The organism is Glycomyces sp. L485, from assembly GCF_022548875.1.
Lineage (GTDB): Bacteria > Actinomycetota > Actinomycetes > Mycobacteriales > Micromonosporaceae > Glycomyces.
Map to the genome: position 1 here is coordinate 15,958 of NZ_JAKZEW010000005.1, position 17,128 is coordinate 33,085.

At 69.0% G+C, this 17,128-nt stretch carries 15 protein-coding genes and 2 pseudogenes; 7 read left to right on the forward strand and 10 right to left on the reverse strand.

The window, feature by feature from the left end; all coding sequences use genetic code 11:
• Positions 1–2 precede the first annotated feature (2 nt).
• The 4 genes from L0U85_RS04655 (at position 3) to L0U85_RS04670 (ending at position 3,964) form a co-directional block, all read left to right on the forward strand.
• On the forward strand, positions 3–782 hold the full coding sequence (locus tag L0U85_RS04655; RefSeq protein ID WP_241376595.1) for a methyltransferase domain-containing protein: 780 nt from the start codon (positions 3–5) through the stop codon (positions 780–782).
• Between the two features lie 167 nt (positions 783–949).
• Positions 950–2,116, forward strand: coding sequence for a nucleotide pyrophosphatase/phosphodiesterase family protein (locus L0U85_RS04660; protein WP_241376596.1), 1,167 nt, complete (start codon positions 950–952; stop codon positions 2,114–2,116).
• A gap of 38 nt (positions 2,117–2,154) precedes the next feature.
• Positions 2,155–3,366, forward strand: a complete 1,212-nt coding sequence (gene dinB / locus L0U85_RS04665; protein ID WP_241376597.1) for a DNA polymerase IV — start codon at positions 2,155–2,157, stop codon at positions 3,364–3,366.
• A 193-nt stretch (positions 3,367–3,559) separates the two neighbouring features.
• Complete coding sequence (locus L0U85_RS04670; protein ID WP_241376598.1) at positions 3,560–3,964, forward strand: DUF3040 domain-containing protein; 405 nt, start codon at positions 3,560–3,562, stop codon at positions 3,962–3,964.
• A gap of 112 nt (positions 3,965–4,076) precedes the next feature.
• Here the strand turns inward: L0U85_RS04670 and L0U85_RS04675 are convergent, their stop codons facing one another.
• Both L0U85_RS04675 and lipA read right to left on the reverse strand, forming a co-directional pair.
• The gene (locus L0U85_RS04675) at positions 4,077–4,772 is read right to left on the reverse strand and encodes a DUF4191 family protein (RefSeq protein ID WP_241376599.1); all 696 of its coding nucleotides are present in this window, start codon (positions 4,770–4,772) and stop codon (positions 4,077–4,079) included.
• 10 nt (positions 4,773–4,782) lie between these two features.
• On the reverse strand, positions 4,783–5,745 hold the full coding sequence (lipA, locus tag L0U85_RS04680) for a lipoyl synthase (protein ID WP_277605399.1): 963 nt from the start codon (positions 5,743–5,745) through the stop codon (positions 4,783–4,785).
• A gap of 133 nt (positions 5,746–5,878) precedes the next feature.
• Here lipA and L0U85_RS04685 point away from each other — a divergent pair, with 133 nt between their 5' ends.
• Positions 5,879–6,712, forward strand: coding sequence for a phosphoribosylaminoimidazolesuccinocarboxamide synthase (locus L0U85_RS04685; RefSeq protein ID WP_241376601.1), 834 nt, complete (start codon positions 5,879–5,881; stop codon positions 6,710–6,712).
• A gap of 116 nt (positions 6,713–6,828) precedes the next feature.
• On the opposite strand, the pseudogene L0U85_RS21080 reads toward L0U85_RS04685, so the two are convergent.
• A pseudogene (locus L0U85_RS21080) lies at positions 6,829–6,983 on the reverse strand (two-component sensor histidine kinase); the annotation flags it as partial.
• 99 nt (positions 6,984–7,082) lie between these two features.
• On the opposite strand from L0U85_RS21080, the gene L0U85_RS04695 reads away from it, so the two are divergent.
• Positions 7,083–7,451 carry an asparagine synthase-related protein gene (locus L0U85_RS04695; RefSeq protein WP_241376603.1) on the forward strand — a complete coding sequence of 123 codons (369 nt, stop codon included), beginning with the start codon at positions 7,083–7,085 and terminating at the stop codon, positions 7,449–7,451.
• A 16-nt stretch (positions 7,452–7,467) separates the two neighbouring features.
• Here L0U85_RS04695 and L0U85_RS04700 read toward each other — a convergent pair whose 3' ends face one another.
• The 6 genes and pseudogenes from L0U85_RS04700 to L0U85_RS04725 form a co-directional block, all read right to left on the reverse strand.
• On the reverse strand, positions 7,468–8,673 hold the full coding sequence (locus tag L0U85_RS04700; RefSeq protein ID WP_241376604.1) for a DUF418 domain-containing protein: 1,206 nt from the start codon (positions 8,671–8,673) through the stop codon (positions 7,468–7,470).
• A 258-nt stretch (positions 8,674–8,931) separates the two neighbouring features.
• Positions 8,932–10,149, reverse strand: a complete 1,218-nt coding sequence (fabF, locus tag L0U85_RS04705) for a beta-ketoacyl-ACP synthase II (RefSeq protein WP_241376605.1) — start codon at positions 10,147–10,149, stop codon at positions 8,932–8,934.
• A 1-nt stretch (position 10,150) separates the two neighbouring features.
• Positions 10,151–10,387: an acyl carrier protein gene (locus L0U85_RS04710; RefSeq protein ID WP_241376606.1), complete on the reverse strand. Its 237-nt coding sequence runs from the start codon at positions 10,385–10,387 to the stop codon at positions 10,151–10,153.
• Between the two features lie 20 nt (positions 10,388–10,407).
• A complete protein-coding gene (locus L0U85_RS04715) occupies positions 10,408–11,361 on the reverse strand; it encodes a beta-ketoacyl-ACP synthase III (protein ID WP_241376607.1) in 954 nt (317 codons plus the stop codon).
• A gap of 29 nt (positions 11,362–11,390) precedes the next feature.
• Positions 11,391–12,275: pseudogene (locus L0U85_RS04720) on the reverse strand (ACP S-malonyltransferase); the annotation flags it as partial.
• A 93-nt stretch (positions 12,276–12,368) separates the two neighbouring features.
• Positions 12,369–13,538, reverse strand: coding sequence for a helix-turn-helix domain-containing protein (locus tag L0U85_RS04725; protein WP_241376609.1), 1,170 nt, complete (start codon positions 13,536–13,538; stop codon positions 12,369–12,371).
• Positions 13,539–13,660: 122 nt separating this feature from the next.
• Here L0U85_RS04725 and trxA point away from each other — a divergent pair, with 122 nt between their 5' ends.
• Positions 13,661–14,050: a thioredoxin gene (trxA, locus tag L0U85_RS04730; RefSeq protein ID WP_241376610.1), complete on the forward strand. Its 390-nt coding sequence runs from the start codon at positions 13,661–13,663 to the stop codon at positions 14,048–14,050.
• A gap of 87 nt (positions 14,051–14,137) precedes the next feature.
• Here trxA and aceE read toward each other — a convergent pair whose 3' ends face one another.
• Positions 14,138–16,870, reverse strand: a complete 2,733-nt coding sequence (gene aceE, locus L0U85_RS04735; protein ID WP_347177355.1) for a pyruvate dehydrogenase (acetyl-transferring), homodimeric type — start codon at positions 16,868–16,870, stop codon at positions 14,138–14,140.
• Between the last annotated feature and the right edge of the window lie 258 nt (positions 16,871–17,128).

Below are 17,128 nucleotides of genomic sequence, written 5' to 3' on the forward strand. Positions count from 1 at the left end.
CCATGGTCGACATTCCCAAGGAGAGCGCCGAGACCACGCACCATCCCCGCGTGGCCGTCGTGTGGTCGGTGCTGTCGGCCGAGATCGAGCGATTCGCCGCAGGCACCGGCGCGCGCATGAACATCATCGACGTCGGCGGCGGCTCGGGCGGCTTCGCCGTGCCGCTCGCCGAGCTCGGCCACGAGGTCACCGTCGTCGAACCGTCCGCGAACGCGCTCGCCTCGCTGCGTCAGCGAGCCGCCGACGCGGGCGTGACCGACCGGGTCACCGCCGTCCAGGCCGACGCCGACGAATTGCCGGACGTCGTCGAGCCCGAATCGGCCGACCTCGTGCTGTGCCATTCGGTGCTGGAAGTGATCGACGACCCCGACATCGCGCTGGATGCTCTCTCGACCTCCTGCGCGCAGGGCGGGGCGGTGAGCATCCTCGTCGGGAACCGGATCGCCGCCGTCCTCGGCAAGGCCCTCATGGGGCACTTCTCGACCGCGCTCGATCTGCTCGTCGACGTCGACGGCATCATCGACGGCAAGGACACGATCAAGCGCCGCTTCGAGACCGCGACGCTCACGGCCCTGATCGGCGCCTCGGGCCTGGTCACCGAGCAGGTCCACGGCGTCGGCGTCGTCGGCGACCTCATCCCCTCGACCGCGGTCGGCGTCGATGCCGGCTCGGGGGAGGACCTGCGCGAGTTCGAGCTCGCGACGGCCGCCAGGATCCCGTTCCGCGACATGGCCACGCAGATCCACCTGCTGGCACGCAAGCCCATACGCCCACGGGAGTAGGCGCCTGCACGGTTCCGCGCCGACTCCGGCCGCACCTGGAGCCGCGACCGAGGCGACTCCAACCTGGACGCCACCCGCGTGGTCAGTGATGACCTGTCGCGGTCGCCTACCGGGCGGCCGGCTCTGTCTTGTGGCCGATTCCTCACCCGACCGGCTAGCCTCGGGCCATGCGTTCGAACCCGCACTTGGAGCCGCTTCGGCCCGCCTACGGCACCGGCACTCTCGCCGACGTCATGCCCGCCGCTCTTGCGGCCCTGGGCGTCCCGGGCGGCACGGACGGGGCGCTGCTGGGCCGGAGCGAACTCGAAGGCGTCCGGAGCGTCGCCGTGCTCCTCCTCGACGGCTTCGGCTACCACCTGCTGCGCCAGGCCGCCCAGGCCAGCGCCACCGTCGAAGCCGTCCACAACGGCGAGATCGGCACCCTCGCCCCCATCACCGCCACCGTCCCCTCCTCCACCCCGATCAGCCTCGCCTCCCTCGCCTGCGGCATTCCGCCCGGGCAGCACGGCATCATAGGTTTCACCCTCCGCGTCCCCGACACCGGCGACCTGGTCACCCACATCCGCTGGGACGGCAACCCCGAACCCGAGACCTGGCAGCGCGCCCCGACCTGCTTCGAGCGCGCCGCCGCTGACGGCGTCGTCTGCTCGGTCGTCTCCGACGGCGCCTTCCGCGACACCGGCCTGACCAGGGCCATCTACCGCGGCGCCGACTGGCTCCCCGCCGCCACGCCCACCGAGGTCGCCGCCGAGACGGTCGGCGCGCTCGCCCGCGGCGACCGGAACCTCGTATACGCCTACCTGCCGAACGTCGACACCGCCGGGCACTTCTACGGGATCGGCTCGGCGGAGTGGCTCGACGCCGTCGCCGCTGTCGCCAAGACCGTCGACGACCTGATCGCCTACCTGCCGAAGGACGCGGCGCTCATGGTCACCGCCGACCACGGCATGGTGAACCTCACCGAGCGGTTGCACGTCGACGAGCACCCGGAGCTGCTCGCCGGGGTCGAGGCGATCGCCGGAGACGGGCGGATCCGGTACCTGCACACTGAGAACGGCGCGAGAGAGGACGTGGTCGCCGCCTGGAGCGCCGCCGTCGCCGGCCGGGCCGAGATCATCGGCCGCGACGAGGCGATCGACCGCGGCTGGTTCGGCCCCGAGGTCACCGATGCCAACCGGGCGAGGGTCGGCGATCTGGTGGTGGCCTGCCGCGACACGTTCGCGATCGTCGGCGTCGAGGGCGAGCCGCCGCACGTCGCCCGCCTCATCGGCCAGCACGGCGGCCTCACGGCCGCGGAGATGGCGGTCCCCCTGTGGTCGTACCGGACCGGCTGAACCGCCCGGATGTCGGACCCGACGGCTACGATTCGGACGTGGCCAATGACCTCGATGAGTACATCGGTCCGCATCTGTCCGATGAAGGCATCGCCATCATGCACGTCGACATGGACGCCTTCTTCGCGTCCGTGGAGATCGCGCGCGACCCGAGCCTTCGCGGCAAGCCCGTCATCATCGCCGGGCTCGGACCGCGCGGCGTCGTCTCCGCGGCCTCATACGAGGCCCGCGAGTACGGCGTCCACTCCGCGCTGCCCACCGGCATCGCCCGCCGCCGCTGCCCGAACGGCGTGTTCATGAAGCCCACCGCCCCCTACGGCGAGGTCTCCCGCGCGGTCATGGCGATCTTCCGCGAGTACACCCCGCACGTCCAGCCGATCTCGGTCGACGAGGCCTTCCTCGACGTCTCCGGCGCCCGCCGCCTCATCGGCCCGCCCGCCCGGATCGCCCGCGACATCCGCGCCCGCGTCAACGCCGAGCACGGCATCACCTGCACCGTCGGCATCGCCTCCACCAAATTCATGGCGAAGCTGGCCTCGGAGGCGGCCAAGCCCGACGGCCTCGGCATCGTGCCGCGGGCGACCGAACTGGAGTTCCTCCACCGACTCCCGATCCGCGCCGTCTGGGGCATCGGCGAGAAGACCGCCCAGAAGCTCGGGCGCCTAGGCATGCGCACCGTCGGCGACATCGCGCGGCTCTCCACCGACAGCCTCGCCGCCTCCGTCGGCACCGCCTCCGCCGAACACCTGTACGCGCTCTCGCGCAATATCGACCCCCGACCGGTGCGCCCCGAACGCGTCGAGAAGTCCATCAGCAACGAGACCACCTTCGGCCACGACGCCCCCGACGCCGCCGCCTGGGGACCCACCCTCCTGGAGCTCTCGCGCAAGGTCGCCTCCCGCGCCCGCGCGGCGGGCTGGGCCGGTCGCGGCGTGACCGTCAAGATCCGCTTCGGAGACTTCCGCACCATCACCCGCTCCCGCATGCTCCCGGCACCCACCGACGTCGGCCACGAGATCCACGCCGTCGCCCGCGAGCTCGCCGACGCCGCCGCCACCGCCCCGGTCCGGCTCATCGGTGTGAAGCTCGATCACCTGGTCGAGGCCTCCGCCGTCGGCCGCCAAGTCGCTCTCGGCGAGCCAGAACACGGCTGGCGCGACATCGAGACCGCCATCGACGTCGCCACCGCCAAATTCGGGAAGGGCGCCGTCCGCTCCGCCGGCCGGCTGCGCCGCTCCGATAGCGACTAGAGGCGGCGAGAGCCCCGCGACATAGGTTAGGACCACAGTCCTGCGGGTATCCGGACTCACTAAGGTGAGAACGGACAGATTCAAGGACGAACTGCCTTCCGCCTTTGGCGAAAGGCTCGTAGACTTAAAACCACAAGCACCAAGGCCCGTCGAGATGCCGCCGGGCCTGCCGAGACTATGCAGGAGGAGTGTCGTGCCGCTCTCCGACCACGAACAACGCCTGTTCGAAGAAATCGAGCAGTCCTTGTCCGAAGACCCGCAGTTCGCCTCTGTCGTGCGCGCACACGATCCGGCGCATGTGACGCGGCGCAGGCTCATCCTGGCCGGCATCGTCACCGTCATGGGCATCGGCCTAGTCATCGGCACCGTCATCGCCGGCGCCGCGAATTGGGGCGCACCGATCGGCGCAGTGCTCATGTTCGGTGGTCTGATCCTCGGTCTGTGGGCACAACGCCGAGCCACCACCGGCACGCTGAAAGCGGTCGACGGCAAGGCCACCCGCACGACCGGCGGCTCCCAGACCCCCAAACCGGGCGGCTTCACCTCCCGCATGGAAGAGCGCTGGCGCCGCCGCCGCGACAGCGGCGAGATGTTCTGACGAACCGACGACCCCACGACTTGAGAAGACCAGACCCAACGACTTGAGAAGACGAGACGGGCCGCGCCCCCAGGCGCGGCCCGTCTCGTATGTAGTTCAGCCGGTTCTCGGTTCAGCGGCCCTTGAGCATCGCGCGCCTCGCCGCCTTGCCGGCGTTCACGCTGGTCGGGACCGGCCCCTTCGGGATCGCCATGCCCATGCCCATCGCGTCGAGGCGCTTGGCGACATGGTTCGCGGACTTCGCGTCGATGTTCTTCGGCAGCCTCGTCAGCCGCTTGCGCACCTCGGTCACCGAGACGTCGTCGCCCTGCGTCTCCCCGACCATGAACGTGTAGATCGGCGTCGAGCCGACCACCCGCGAGATCCGCTTCTTCTCCTGGCCCAGGAGCTTCCGCGCCTTGCCGCCGCCCTCGCCCAGCAGCACCACACCGGCCTTGCCGACCGCGCGGTGCACCATCTGGGTCTCCGAGACCGCCGCGACGCCCGGCGTCACGTGCCAGCCGCGCATGCCGTCGATGAGCGCGTAGGCGGCGCCGGGCTTGCCGACCGCCTCCCGGTTCACCACCTTGCTGGTGCGGATGTTCAGCACGATCATCCCGGCCAGCAGCGCGATGAACACCGCGCTGGCGTACCACAGCAGCGAGAACCCGGCGAAGATCACCAGGGCGGTTACGGCGATGAACGGCAGCAGAATCGCGGCGGCCTCCAGCGGAAGGAACCACTTGTCCCGCTGCGTGGTGAACTTGATGGCCAGACCGATGGTCTTCAGTCTCGACCCGAAGGACTCTTTCTCCTGCTGCTTTGCCATGCTCTTAAGTCTAGTGTGCGACCCGCGCCGCTACGGGAGGGGCCGATTCACGGTTCGAAAGCTTCGCCGAGGGAGTTTCGGCGCGCGCGTCGATCGCCTGCCTGTACAGCCGACCGGCCCGATACGAGGAGCGCACCAGCGGTCCGCTCATGACCCCGGCGAAGCCGATCTCCTCGGCCTCTACCGACAGCTCCACGAACTCCTCGGGCTTGACCCACCGGTCGACCGGGTGATGGCGCTTCGTCGGGCGCAGGTACTGGGTGATGGTGACCAGTTCGCACCCGGCCTCGTGCAGGTCGCGCAGCGCCTGCGAGATCTCCTCACGGGTCTCGCCCATCCCGAGGATGAGGTTCGACTTGGTGACCAGGCCCTCCTGGCGGGCCGAGGTGATGACGCCGAGCGAGCGCTCGTAGGTGAACGCGGGGCGGATCCGCTTGAAGATGCGCGGCACCGTCTCCACGTTGTGCGCCAGCACCTCCGGGCGGGAGGAGAAGACCTCGGCGAGCTGGTCGGGCTCGGCGTTGAAGTCGGGGATGAGCAGCTCGACGCCGCACCCGGGGATCGCCGCGTGGATCTGGCGGACGGTCTCGGCGTAGAGCCAGGCGCCGCCGTCGTCGAGGTCGTCGCGGGCGACGCCGGTGACCGTGGCGTACTTCAGGCCCATCGTCTTGACCGACTCGGCGACCTTCGCCGGCTCGGTGCGGTCGAGCGGCGAGGGCCTGCCGGTGTCGATCTGGCAGAAGTCGCAGCGTCGCGTGCACTGCGAGCCGCCGATGAGGAACGTCGCCTCCCGGTCCTCCCAGCACTCGTAGATGTTGGGACAGCCGGCTTCTTGGCAGACGGTATGCAGGCCTTCGCTCTTGACGAGGCTGCGCAGTTCGGTGTACTCCGGACCGGTCTTGGCCTTGACCTTGATCCAGGAGGGTTTCTTCTCGATCGGGATTTCGGCATTGCGCGCTTCGAGGCGCAGCATCCGGCGTCCCTCGGGCTGTTCGGAAGTCACGGCACCAGCCTACGCCGGGACCGGTCCGGACGGCAGGTGTCGCTCGGCACAGCGGTCTCGCCGAAGAGACGTCGGATGAATGCCGAGCTGCTGTAATGACGTGGTGGAACTCATTTACCAGGGCAAGGTTCGCGACCTCTACGCCGACGGCGACGACCTGATCATCGTCGCCTCCAACCGTGTCAGCGTCTACGACGTCGTCCTGCCCACCGAGATCCCCGAGAAGGGCGCGCTCCTTACGGCCTTGAGCCTGTGGTGGTTCCAAGCGCTCGGCGACCTCGTCCCGAACCACGTGGTGTCCGCCGACGACGTCCCCGCCGAGTTCGCCGGCCGTGCCCTGCGCGTCATGCGCCTCGACATGGTGCCCGTCGAGGCCATCGCCCGCGGCTACCTGACCGGCTCGGGACTCGCCGACTACCGGGCCACCGGCGCGGTCTGCGGCATCGACCTGCCGGAGGGCCTGGTCGACGGCTCGAAGCTGCCTGAGCCGATCTACACGCCCACCACCAAAGCACCCGTGGGCGACCACGACGAGCCCGTCACCTTCGACCAGACGGTCGCCGACCTCGGCCCCGATCTCGCCGGGCAGGTCCGCGACCTGACATTGGACGTGTACCGGCGCGGCGCCGAGATCGCCGCCGACCGGGGCATCATCATCGCCGACACCAAGCTCGAGTTCGGCACCGACCGGGACGGCACGCTCCGCCTCGCCGATGAGATCCTCACCTCCGACTCCTCGCGATTCTGGGACGCGGAGCTGTGGAAGCCGGGCCGGTCGCAGCCGTCGTTCGACAAGCAGTACGTCCGCGACTGGGCCAAGTCCACCGGCTGGAAGCCCGACACCGGAGAGGCGCCGGAGATACCGGCAGACATCGTCGACGCGACCCGCCTGCGCTACATCGAGGCCTACGAGCGCCTCACCGGGCGGCGCTGGTGACCTTGAGCGGCACGCGCATCGCCAGCCGCCAGCCGTCACCGCCGGTCGGGCCGTAGCCGAGGCTCCCTCCCAGCAGCTCGGCGCGCTGGCGCAGGCTCATCAGCCCGAACTGCGAACACCACGTCGTGCATCTCGCGCGCCAGCTGGGCCCGCTCGGCGGCCAGCGCCTGCTCGGTCAGCAGCTGCTGCTCGTGTTCGCGCGCCTCTGTGATCTCCTCGAGCCGGCCGGCCGGCCGGCCAGGTCGTGGCGGGTCCGTTGGAGATAGCCCAGTATCGCGGGGACCGTCGCCATGATCAGGTAGTACAGGTTGTCGCGGATGACGTAGTCGTTGGCGTACGACCCGTGCACCAGGTCGACCAGGCTCACAGGGTGCTCACCGCCGTACTGCAAGTGCGAACGCGACGCCGATGGACCAGAAGAGGAAACAGCACCCGGACCAAGGTGGCGCTGCGCCGGGCGGTCGAGAAGCTCGTCCCGCCCGCGATCGTCGAGCGGCCCAAGATGGGGTTCCCCACGCCGCACCGCCAATGGCTGGCCGGGCCGATGTTCGGATGGGTCGACCACCTGGTCGCGGAGGCCCGCTGCGGCCACCTGCTCGACCTCGAATACGCCCGGCGGCTGCTGCGCGAGCACCGCGAGGGCCACGATCACGCCCGGAAGATCTGGACGATCATGGTCTTCTGCATCTGGTACTCCCAGATCGGTGCCGACTCGAAGCCGTTCAAGGCGCGGTCGTGAGCCGGCCGCCGAAGGTTCAGGTGGTCCGATCACGCCCGTACGTGAGCCGCCTGAGCAGCACCTCGAACGGCCCGCGGACGCCTGCGCGGCTCATGGACACTGCGAGTACCACGGTGAGGGCCCAGGTGCCGGCGGCGACGCCGTACGCGGCCAGGTAGCCCATGCCGTCTCCGAGTCCGAGACCCCAGACGGCCAGGAGCGGCGCCATGATGAACGACTGGCACAGGTAGCACGTGAGCGATCGCTCGCCGACGGCCGCGAGTGCGCCGGGCAGGCCCTTGCGTCCGTAGTCGCTCAGCCGGTGGGCCAGCAGAGCGAAGCCGCAGATGTAGCCGAGCCCGGCGTACATGCCGCCCAGCACGGTGAGGATCGCCGCGCCCATGTGCATCCCGTTCGACGGGTGCCAGGCACCGAGTCCGATGAGCGCGAACGGCAGCGAGCTGAGGACGTTGACGACCATCCCGGAGGCGAACGTCTTCTTCAGCTGCGGCAGGTGATCCCGGGGGTGGTCGATCCATCCGCCGCGCTGGATCATGATGCCGACGATGACCAGCGGGATGAAGAGCGCGAGGAGTACCAGGGTGAGCGTTCCGGCGATCGAGGCGATCGGACCGAAGAGGAGCTGCTCGACATAGGGCGGCAGACCGAATTCCACCGGCTCGGGGGCGGCGGTGTAGAAGAAGGCGAACACCGGGAGCGACACGACCACCACGTATATCGAGCTGCCCCACAGCCAGCGCCGCAGGCTCCTGTCGGAGAGGTGGACGAAGAACAGCGCGATGAGGCCGGTGGCGCCGTACGGGGCGAGGATGTCGCCGTAGAACAGGAACGTGGCGTGCACGAAGCCGAACGCGATGAGCCACCAGCTGCGGCGCCGCAGGATCTTCCGGACGCCTTTGGCGTCCATGCCGCGTCCGAACATGCGCGAGGCCATGACGGCCATGCCGAATCCGTAGAGGATCGCGAACATGGGGCGCGAGCGCTCGGCGATGAGGAGTTGCTCGATGAACAGCGCCACGCGGTCGAAGGCGGCGGCGTCGGCGATGTGGTTGTAGTCGTCGAGCGAATGTCCGTGCAGGTAGATGGCGACGTTGGCGATGGCGATGAACAGCAGCATCGCCCCGCGGGCGATGTCGGGCGCCAGTGAGCGCTCCGATCGCGGGATGGAGGTGAGCGGGGGCGGCACGGGGGAGTGGACCGTCGCCTGGGGCGAGGTTGCCATGGGAGGCTCCAAGATCGGTCGGGTTGTCGGGTTTCCTGTTGACAGTCTATGGACTTCCCGTAGTCCGCGCGGTACCGCGGACCGCCGTTCTGATTCGGGGGTCGGTGGTATTGCGCGAACGACCGGAATGTGCTCGGCTCGTATGAGAACCGATTTAATCTATCGGTGATATATCGAGAACGATGTATGCCTACCGAATCCCCTCGCGCACGACTGAGGCCCCACCGCGATGCGATGGGGCCCCAAAGGTATGGACGCCTACGGCTTCGCGAACAAGACCGCCGCATTGTGGCCGCCGAAACCGAACCCTGTGTTCATGGCGGCGTCGAGGTCCATCTTGCGGGCCTCGTTCGCCGCCACCTCCAGCACGAGTTCCGGGTCCGGGTTGTCGAGGTTGATCGTCGGCGGGATGACCCCGTCGTGGATCGCCAGGATCGTCGCGATCGACTCGACCGCGCCGGCCCCGCCGAGCAGGTGCCCGGTCATCGACTTGGTCCCGGTCAGGACCACGTGCTCGCCGATCTCCCGCTTGACGCCCTTGACTTCGGCCATGTCGCCGACCGGAGTCGAAGTCGCGTGGGCGTTGACGTGCCCGATGCTCTTCGGGTCGATCCCGGCCTGCTTGATGGCGGCGCGCATGGCGCGGCCGCCGCCGTTGCACTCGGGGTCGGGCTGCACGATGTCGAAGCCGTCCGAGGTCAGACCAGAACCGGCCACGACCGCGTAGATCTTCGCCCCGCGGGCTTCGGCGTGGTCGCGGCGCTCCAGCACCAGAGCACCGGCGCCCTCACCCATGACGAAGCCGTCGCGGTCGCGGTCCCAAGGGCGCGAAGCGCGCTCGGGGTCGTCGTTGCGAGTCGACATAGCCTTCATGGACGCGAACCCGGCCATCGGCAGGCCGCCGATGACCGCCTCCGCGCCGCCGGCGATGGCGACGTCGGCACGGCCGGCGCGGATCATGTCGGCCGCCCACGAGATCGCCTCGGCCGACGTGGCGCACGCGCTGGTCGGGGCGTGGACCCCGGCCTTGGCGTGGAATTCCAGGCCGACCACGGCCGCGGGGCCGTTGGGCATGAGCATCGGAACGGTGAACGGGGAGACCCGCCGCGGGCCCTTCTCCTCCAGGATGTCGTCCTGTTCGAGCAGGGTCAGGGCCCCGCCGATGCCGGAGCCGAACACGACCCCGAGACGTTCCTTTTCGAGGTCGTCGCTCAGGCCCGCGTCGTCCCACGCCTGCTGGGAGGCGATGAGTGCGATCTGCTCGGAGCGGTCGAGGCGACGCAGCCGGACCCGAGGCAGCACCTCGGAGGGCTCGACGGCCAGTTGGGCCGCGATGCGCACCGGGAGTTCCTGCGCCCACTCCTCTTCGAGAGCGTTGACGCCGGATCTTCCGGCGACGAGAGCTTCCCAGGTCGACGCCACGTCCCCGCCGAGCGGGGTAGTCGCGCCGAGCCCGGTGACGACTACCTCAGTCACATTAACCCTTTTCGATGTAGGAAACGGCGTCGCCGACGGTCTTCAGGTTCGCGACCTCGTCGTCGGGAATCTTCACGCCGAACTTCTCTTCGGCGGCAACCACGACCTCGACCATCGCCAGCGAGTCGACGTCCAGGTCGTCGGTGAAGGACTTGCCGTCCTCGACGTCGTCGGGGTTCACGCCCGCGACCTCTTCGAGAATGTCGGACAGTCCTTCGCGGATCTCGTCACGAGACATGTGTTTGTTCCTCTCGATAATTACGGGCAGCGGATGACTTGCCCGGCATAGGTGAGCCCGCCGCCGAACCCGAACAGGAGAATCGGGGCGCCGGAGGCGATCTTGCCAGTTTGTACCAGCTTCGACAACGCCAGCGGCACCGATGCCGCGGAGGTGTTGCCTGAATAGACGATGTCGTCGGCGATGATGCAGTCGTCACCGAAGTCGAGCCGCTTGGCGATGCCCTGGATGATCCGCAGGTTCGCCTGGTGCGGCACGAAGGCCGCGAGCTCGGAGATCTTGACGTCGGCCCGCTCGGCGACCTTCTCGACGAGCGGGGCGAGCTGCGTGGTGGCCCAGCGGAACACGGTCTGGCCGGCCTGCTTGATGAACGGGACGTCCTCCTCGATGCGGATGACGTCGCTCATGGACGGCTCCGAGCCCCACACGACAGGGCTGATCGCCAGGGCCGGGTCGTCGGTGCCCTCCACGATCACCGCGCCGGCGGCGTCGCCGAAGAGAACGCACGAGGTGCGGTCCTCCCAGTCGGTGACTGCGGTGAGCTTCTCAGCGCCGATGACGATGGCGCGCTTGGCACTGCCGACTCTGATGGCCATGTCGGCCTGCGCGAGGGCGTACTCGAAGCCGGAGCAGGCGGTGTTGACGTCGATGGCGGCCGGGGTGGCGACGCCGAGCGCGTCGGCGACGCGGCAGGCGGTGTTGGGGCAGGTGTCCTTGGCCGAGACGGTGGCGACGACGACCATGTCGATGTCGGCGGGGCCGTAGCCGGAGTTCGCGAGCGCCTGCTCGGCGGCCTTGATCGCCATGTCGGCGACCTTCTCGTCGTCGGAGGCGATGCGGCGCTCCTTGATGCCGACGCGGCTGACGATCCACTCGTCATTGGTGTCGACCATCGCGGCGAGATCGGCGTTGGTGAGGACCTTTTCGGGCTGGTAGTGGCCTACGCTGACGACGCGTGATCCGTTGGCGCTCACTGGACTCCTTCACTGGCGGCGAGACTGGCGGCGGCCGCCAGGTCCTCGGGGGTGTTGACGTTGAGCCGTTCCACGCCCTTGAGAGCCCGCTTGGCCAGGCCAGTGAGCGTCCCTGCCGGCGGCAGTTCGATGACGGCCGTGACGCCCAACTCTCCAAGCGTACTCATGCAGGCGTCCCACCTGACCGGAGAGGTGACCTGGTCCACGAGTTGCCGGAGCGCCTGCGCGCCGGTCTCGACGGGCCTGCCGTCGCGGTTCGAGAGGAAGGTGCGCTCCGGGTCCGCGGTGGCGATCTCGCCGGCGACGGTTTCGAGCGCGGCGTGGGCTGGCGCCATGTGCGGGGTGTGGAAGGCGCCGGCGACTTTGAGGGGGATGACGCGGGTGCGCTCGGGGGCTTTCTCGGTGAACTTCTCGATCGCGGCGACCGGGCCCGCGGCGACGATCTGGCCGGCGCCGTTGCGGTTGGCCGGCCAGGCGCCGGCGGCCTCGATGGCGCTGAGGACGTCGGCCTCGACGCCGCCGAGGACGGCGGCCATGGTGGTGGGCTCGATGTCGCAGGCGGCGGCCATCTCGCGCCCGCGGACGGCGGCGAGCTCGATCGCGGCCTCGGGCGTGAGGATGCCGGCGAGCGCGGCGGCTGTGAGTTCGCCGACGGAGTGACCGGCGACCACGCCGGCCGCGTCGACGGGCAGCTTCTCGGCGGCGAGGAGCCCCGCGGCGACCAGCAGCGGCTGGGTGTTGGCCGTGTCGGTGATCTCGGCTTGGTCGGCTTCGGTGCCCAGGTGGACGAGGTCGATGCCGATCAGGTCCGACCACGCTCGCAGCTTGGCGGCCGCGGCGGGGTCGGCTTCGATCCATGGCGTGAGGAACCCGGGTTTCTGCGAACCTTGCCCGGGAGCGAGAATGGCAAGCACATCTAGACTTTCGCTCAGTGAACATCCGAAACGGGCATGGCTGGACAACCGAAAGCCGGTCCCGTTCTTGTCAGAATCCTACAACGGTCATTGTTAACTGCGGGAACGTCTGCTGGCGGGCGAGTTCTCCAGGCGGCCTATGGTCAACCCCACACGCAGCACGAATGCCTCGTGCGGTTCGGTAGGTGAGAAACCGGTCACCTCTTGGATGCGGCGCAGCCGGTAGCGGACCGTGTTGGGGTGGACGTACAGCTCACGCGCGGTGCCCTCGAGGACGCCGCCGGAGGCGATGAACGCGTCCATGGTCTCCAGCAGCTCCCCGCCTGCGCGCCGCAGCGTCACGTAGACGGTCTCGCGCAGCTGGCGTCGCGCGGCCTCGTCACCCGAGATCGCCCGCTCGGGCAGCAACTGCGTCGCGCTCACCGGACGCGGCGCGTCGGGCCAGGCCGCGGCGGACCGGTGGCCGGCCACCGCGGCGAGCGCGGAGTCGGAGGCCTCGGCCAGGCCGGTGACGGTGGGGCCCACGACGATCGGTCCCTCGCCGAACTGACCGGTGAGCTTCTCGACGATCTCCATCGGGTCGGACACGCCGCCGAGGAGGATCACCAGTCGTGCGCCGTGGACGCCGGCGAGGACGTCGAGGCCGAGGCGTCGCGCGGCCCGCTGCACCGAGTGGAGCACCAGCGTCGCCTCGCCGCCGGGCGTGTTGCCGCACACGACGGTGATCGACTGCGTCTCGGACCAGCCGAGCGCGGCGGCGCGGCCGACCAGCTCGTCGGAGGACTCGCCGCGCAGCAGCGAGTCGACGAGCATGGCCTGGAGGCGGGCGTCCCAGGCGCCGCGGGTCTCGGCGGCGCGGGCGTAGACCCTGGCTGCGGCGAAGGCGATCTCACGGGAGAACCGCAGGACCGACTCCCTCAGCTGCTCCTCCTCGCCTTCGGCGGCCAAGGCCGGCACCTGCTCTTCGACGACGTCGATGACGACCTGGATGAGCGCCACGGTGTGCTGGAGGCTGATGGCGCGGGCGAGCTCGACGGGGGCGGCCTCGAAGACCATGTCGGAGGAGCCGAGGTCCTCCCCGCTGGCGCGCAGCCACTCCAGGAACTGCCTCACGCCTGCTTGGGCCACCAGGGTCACCATCGAGCGCTGCTCGGCGGGGAGGTCGCGGAACCAGGGAAGGCGTTCATCCATTCGGGTGAGCGACTGGGTCGTCAGCGCCGACGAGGAGCGTTCGATGTTCTGAATGGTGGTGGCCAGATCCATGCCCTATAGCCTGCCAGACGTGGTGTCCGCCTCGCGCCGACGTCGGGTGGAATACCGGGCATGCCACTATCGTTCCCCGGATAGCACCAGTTTCAAGCTACGACAGAGAGGCGGCCGCATATATGGCCACGGTTGCACTGACCAAGGAGACCTTCGAGGAGACCGTCACCAAGAACGACATCGTGCTGGTCGACTGGTGGGCGGATTGGTGCGGTCCCTGCAAGCAGTTCGCACCGACCTATGACTCCTCGAGCGAGAAGCACGAGGACGTGGTGTTCGCCAAGATCGACACAGAGGATCAGCAGGAGCTGGCCGCGGCCGCCGGCATCCAGTCGATTCCGACGCTCATGGCGTTCCGTGACGGCATCCTCCTGTTCAACCAGCCCGGCGCTCTGCCCCGCGAAGCCCTTGAAGACGTGATCGAGCAGGTCAAGGAGCTCGACATGGACCAGGTCCGCGAGCAGATCGCCAAGGAGGAAGGCGCCGACCACGCCGGACACGACCACGGATAGGACCTCGGCGAGCCGGGGGACGTCCGCATAGACGCGAGAAGGGGCCGGGAAGCTTCTGCTTCCCGGCCCCGCTCTGTTCGGTGCGGCCTAGGAGTCGCCGCCGGCCTCGCCGGCCTCGGCGGCCGTGGGGTCGGTGATCTGGTACTTCGCGGCGGCCTGTGCGGCCAGCTCCGGCTTGACCTCGCCGCTGGCGGCGAGCTGCTGGAGCGCGGCCACGGTGACGGACTCGCCGTCGACGTTGAAGTGCCTGCGGAGCGCGCCGCGCGTGTCGGAGTGGCCGAATCCGTCGGTGCCCAGCGAGGTGTACTCGCCCGGTACCCAGCGGCTGATGAGATCGGGTACTGCCCGCATGTAGTCGCTGACGGCCACGAACGGGCCTTCAGCGCCTGTGAGCTTCCGCGTCACATACGGGACGAGCTTCTCGGCCTCAGGGTGGCGCAGGTTGTGCTTCTCGGCCTCGACCGCGTCGCGGTTGAGCTCGGACCAGGAGGTGACCGACCAGATGTCGGCCGCGACGCCCCAGTCCGAGGCGAGCAGATCGGCGGCCTTCTGCGCCCACGGCATGCCCGAGCCGGAGGCGAGCAGCTGGACGCGCGGGCCGGTGCCCTCGGCGGTCGAGATCTTGTGCAGGCCCTTGAGGATGCCCTCGACGTCGACGCCCTCGGGTTCGGCCGGCTGCACGATCGGCTCGTTGTAGACCGTCATGTAGTAGAAGACGTGCTCGCCGTCGCCGTACATGCGTCGCAGGCCGTCCTGCACGATGTGCCCGATCTCGTACCCGAACGCCGGGTCGTAGGAGAGCACTGCCGGGTTGGTGTGCGCCATGAGGATCGAATGGCCGTCCTCGTGCTGGAGGCCCTCGCCGTTGAGCGTGGTGCGCCCGGCCGTGGCGCCGATCAGGAAGCCGTTCGACAGCTGGTCGGCGGCGGCCCAGACCGCGTCTGCGGTGCGCTGGAACCCGAACATCGAATAGAAGATGTAGAACGGGATCATCGGCTCGCCGAGCGTGTCGCCGGCGGTGCCGGCGGCGGTGAACGCGGCCATCGAGCCGGCCTCGTTGATGCCCAGGTGCATGAGCTGGCCCTGCTCGGACTCCTTGTACGACAGGAACAGGTCCCGGTCGACCGACAGGTACTGCTGCCCGTGCGGCGAGTAGATCTTCGCCGTCGGGAACATCGCGTCCATGCCGAAGGTGCGGGCCTCATCGGGGATGATCGGCACCCAGCGCTTACCGATCTCCTTGTCGCGCATGAGGTCCTTCAGGAGCCGCACCAGCGCCATGGTGGTGGCGACCTTCTGCTTGCCCGAGCCGCGCCTGGCGGACTTGTAGGCGTCTTCGCCCGGCAGGTTCAGCGGGATGACCGTGTTCCTGCGCGAGGGGATCGAGCCGCCCAGGTCGCCCAGACGTGCCCTGAGGTACTCGGCCTCCTCGCTGCCTTCCTCGGGCTTGAGGTACGGCGGCAGGTACGGGTCGGCCTCCAGCTCGGCGTCCGGGATCGGCAGGTCGAGCGAGTCGCGGAAGCCCTTGAGGTCGTCGAGCGTCAGCTTCTTCATCTGGTGGGTGGCGTTGCGGCCCTCGAAGGCCGAGCCGAGGCGGTAGCCCTTGACGGTGTGCGCGAGGATGACCGTCGGCTGGCCCTCGTGCTCCATCGCGGCCTTGTAGCCGGCGAAGATCTTGCGGTCGTCGTGGCCGCCGCGGCGCAGGTCCCAGATCTGCTGGTCGGTCATGTTCTGGGTCATGGCCTTGGTGCGCGTGTCGCGGCCGAAGAAGTGCTCGCGGATGAACGCGCCGGACTCGGCCTTGAACGTCTGGAAGTCGCCGTCGGGGGTGGTGTTCATGAGGTTCACCAGCGCGCCGTCGGCGTCGGCGGCCAGGAGCGGGTCCCACTCGCGGCCCCAGATGACCTTGACGACGTTCCAGCCGGCGCCGCGGAAGTAGGCCTCCAGCTCCTGCACGATCTTGCCGTTGCCGCGGACCGGGCCGTCGAGGCGCTGGAGGTTGCAGTTGACCACGAAGGTGAGGTTGTCGAGTTCGGCTCCGGCGGCGAACTGGAGCGCGCCGCGGGATTCGACCTCGTCCATCTCGCCGTCGCCGAGGAAGGCCCAGACCTGCTGGTCGGAGGTGTCCTTGATGCCGCGGTCGTGGGCGTAGCGGTTGAACAGCGCCTGGTAGATCGCGTTGATCGGTCCCAGGCCCATCGACACGGTTGGGAACTGCCAGTAGTCGGGCATCAGGCGCGGGTGCGGGTAGGACGGCAGGCCGCCCTGGGGGCGCGAGACCTCCTGACGGAAGCCGTCGAGGTGGTCCGCGGTCAAGCGGCCTTCCACGAAGGAGCGGGCGTACATGCCGGGCGAGGCGTGTCCCTGGAAGAACACCTGGTCGCCGCCGCCAGGGTGGTCCCTTCCCCGGAAGAAGTGGTTGTAGCCGACCTCGTAGAGGTTCGCGGCCGACGCGTAGGTGGAGATGTGGCCGCCGACGCCGATGCCGGGGCGCTGCGCCCGGTGGACGGTCATGGCCGCGTTCCAGCGCACGAAGGCGCGGATGCGGTGCTCGATCTCCTCGTCGCCGGGGTAGTGCGGCTCGTCCTCTACCGGGATGGAGTTGACGTAGTCGGTGCTCGTCGACGCGGGAACGGCGATCTGCCGCTTGCGGGCGTGTTCGAGCAGTCGCTGCACGACGTAGCGGGCACGAGTACGCCCGCCGGCGTCAAGGAGTCCGTCCAGGGAGTCCAGCCATTCGCTGGTCTCGTCCGGGTCAGTGTCCGGTACTTGGGTAGGCAATCCGTCACTGATGGGCGGCCGGTTCTGTTCCGTGGTCACGGGCGATCCCTCGTTCTTAGACTGCACGTTACGTGGCAGGGCAGAGTGTCATCGATTTCTACCATCCTCCCTCGAATCTACCGCGCCCATCGCCCGCCCACCCGGCGTGATGCGACGGCGCCCACACTCCCGACGACCTCGAAAGTCGTTCACCTGCGCGATCGTCCGGATGCAGTGCGCATCCAAGATCACAACCGCATGAACGTGTGCTCACCTTCAATTCATCCGGTGTTGCGTTCGGTTCCGAGCCGGACCGGC

What these genes read in the sequence shown, in the direction of transcription:
- L0U85_RS04655 (WP_241376595.1), top strand. Translation starts at nt 3, where the DNA reads ATGGTCGACATTCCCAAGGAGAGCGCCGAGACCACGCACCATCCCCGC.
- lipA (WP_277605399.1), bottom strand. Translation starts at nt 5,745, where the DNA reads ATGCTGCGCCTCGAAGCGCGCAATGCCGAAATCCCGATCGAGAAGAAA.
- trxA (WP_241376610.1), top strand. Translation starts at nt 13,661, where the DNA reads ATGGCCACGGTTGCACTGACCAAGGAGACCTTCGAGGAGACCGTCACC.
- L0U85_RS04710 (WP_241376606.1), bottom strand. Translation starts at nt 10,387, where the DNA reads ATGTCTCGTGACGAGATCCGCGAAGGACTGTCCGACATTCTCGAAGAG.
- L0U85_RS04725 (WP_241376609.1), bottom strand. Translation starts at nt 13,538, where the DNA reads ATGGATCTGGCCACCACCATTCAGAACATCGAACGCTCCTCGTCGGCG.
- L0U85_RS04675 (WP_241376599.1), bottom strand. Translation starts at nt 4,772, where the DNA reads ATGGCAAAGCAGCAGGAGAAAGAGTCCTTCGGGTCGAGACTGAAGACC.
- L0U85_RS04660 (WP_241376596.1), top strand. Translation starts at nt 950, where the DNA reads ATGCGTTCGAACCCGCACTTGGAGCCGCTTCGGCCCGCCTACGGCACC.
- L0U85_RS04700 (WP_241376604.1), bottom strand. Translation starts at nt 8,673, where the DNA reads ATGGCAACCTCGCCCCAGGCGACGGTCCACTCCCCCGTGCCGCCCCCG.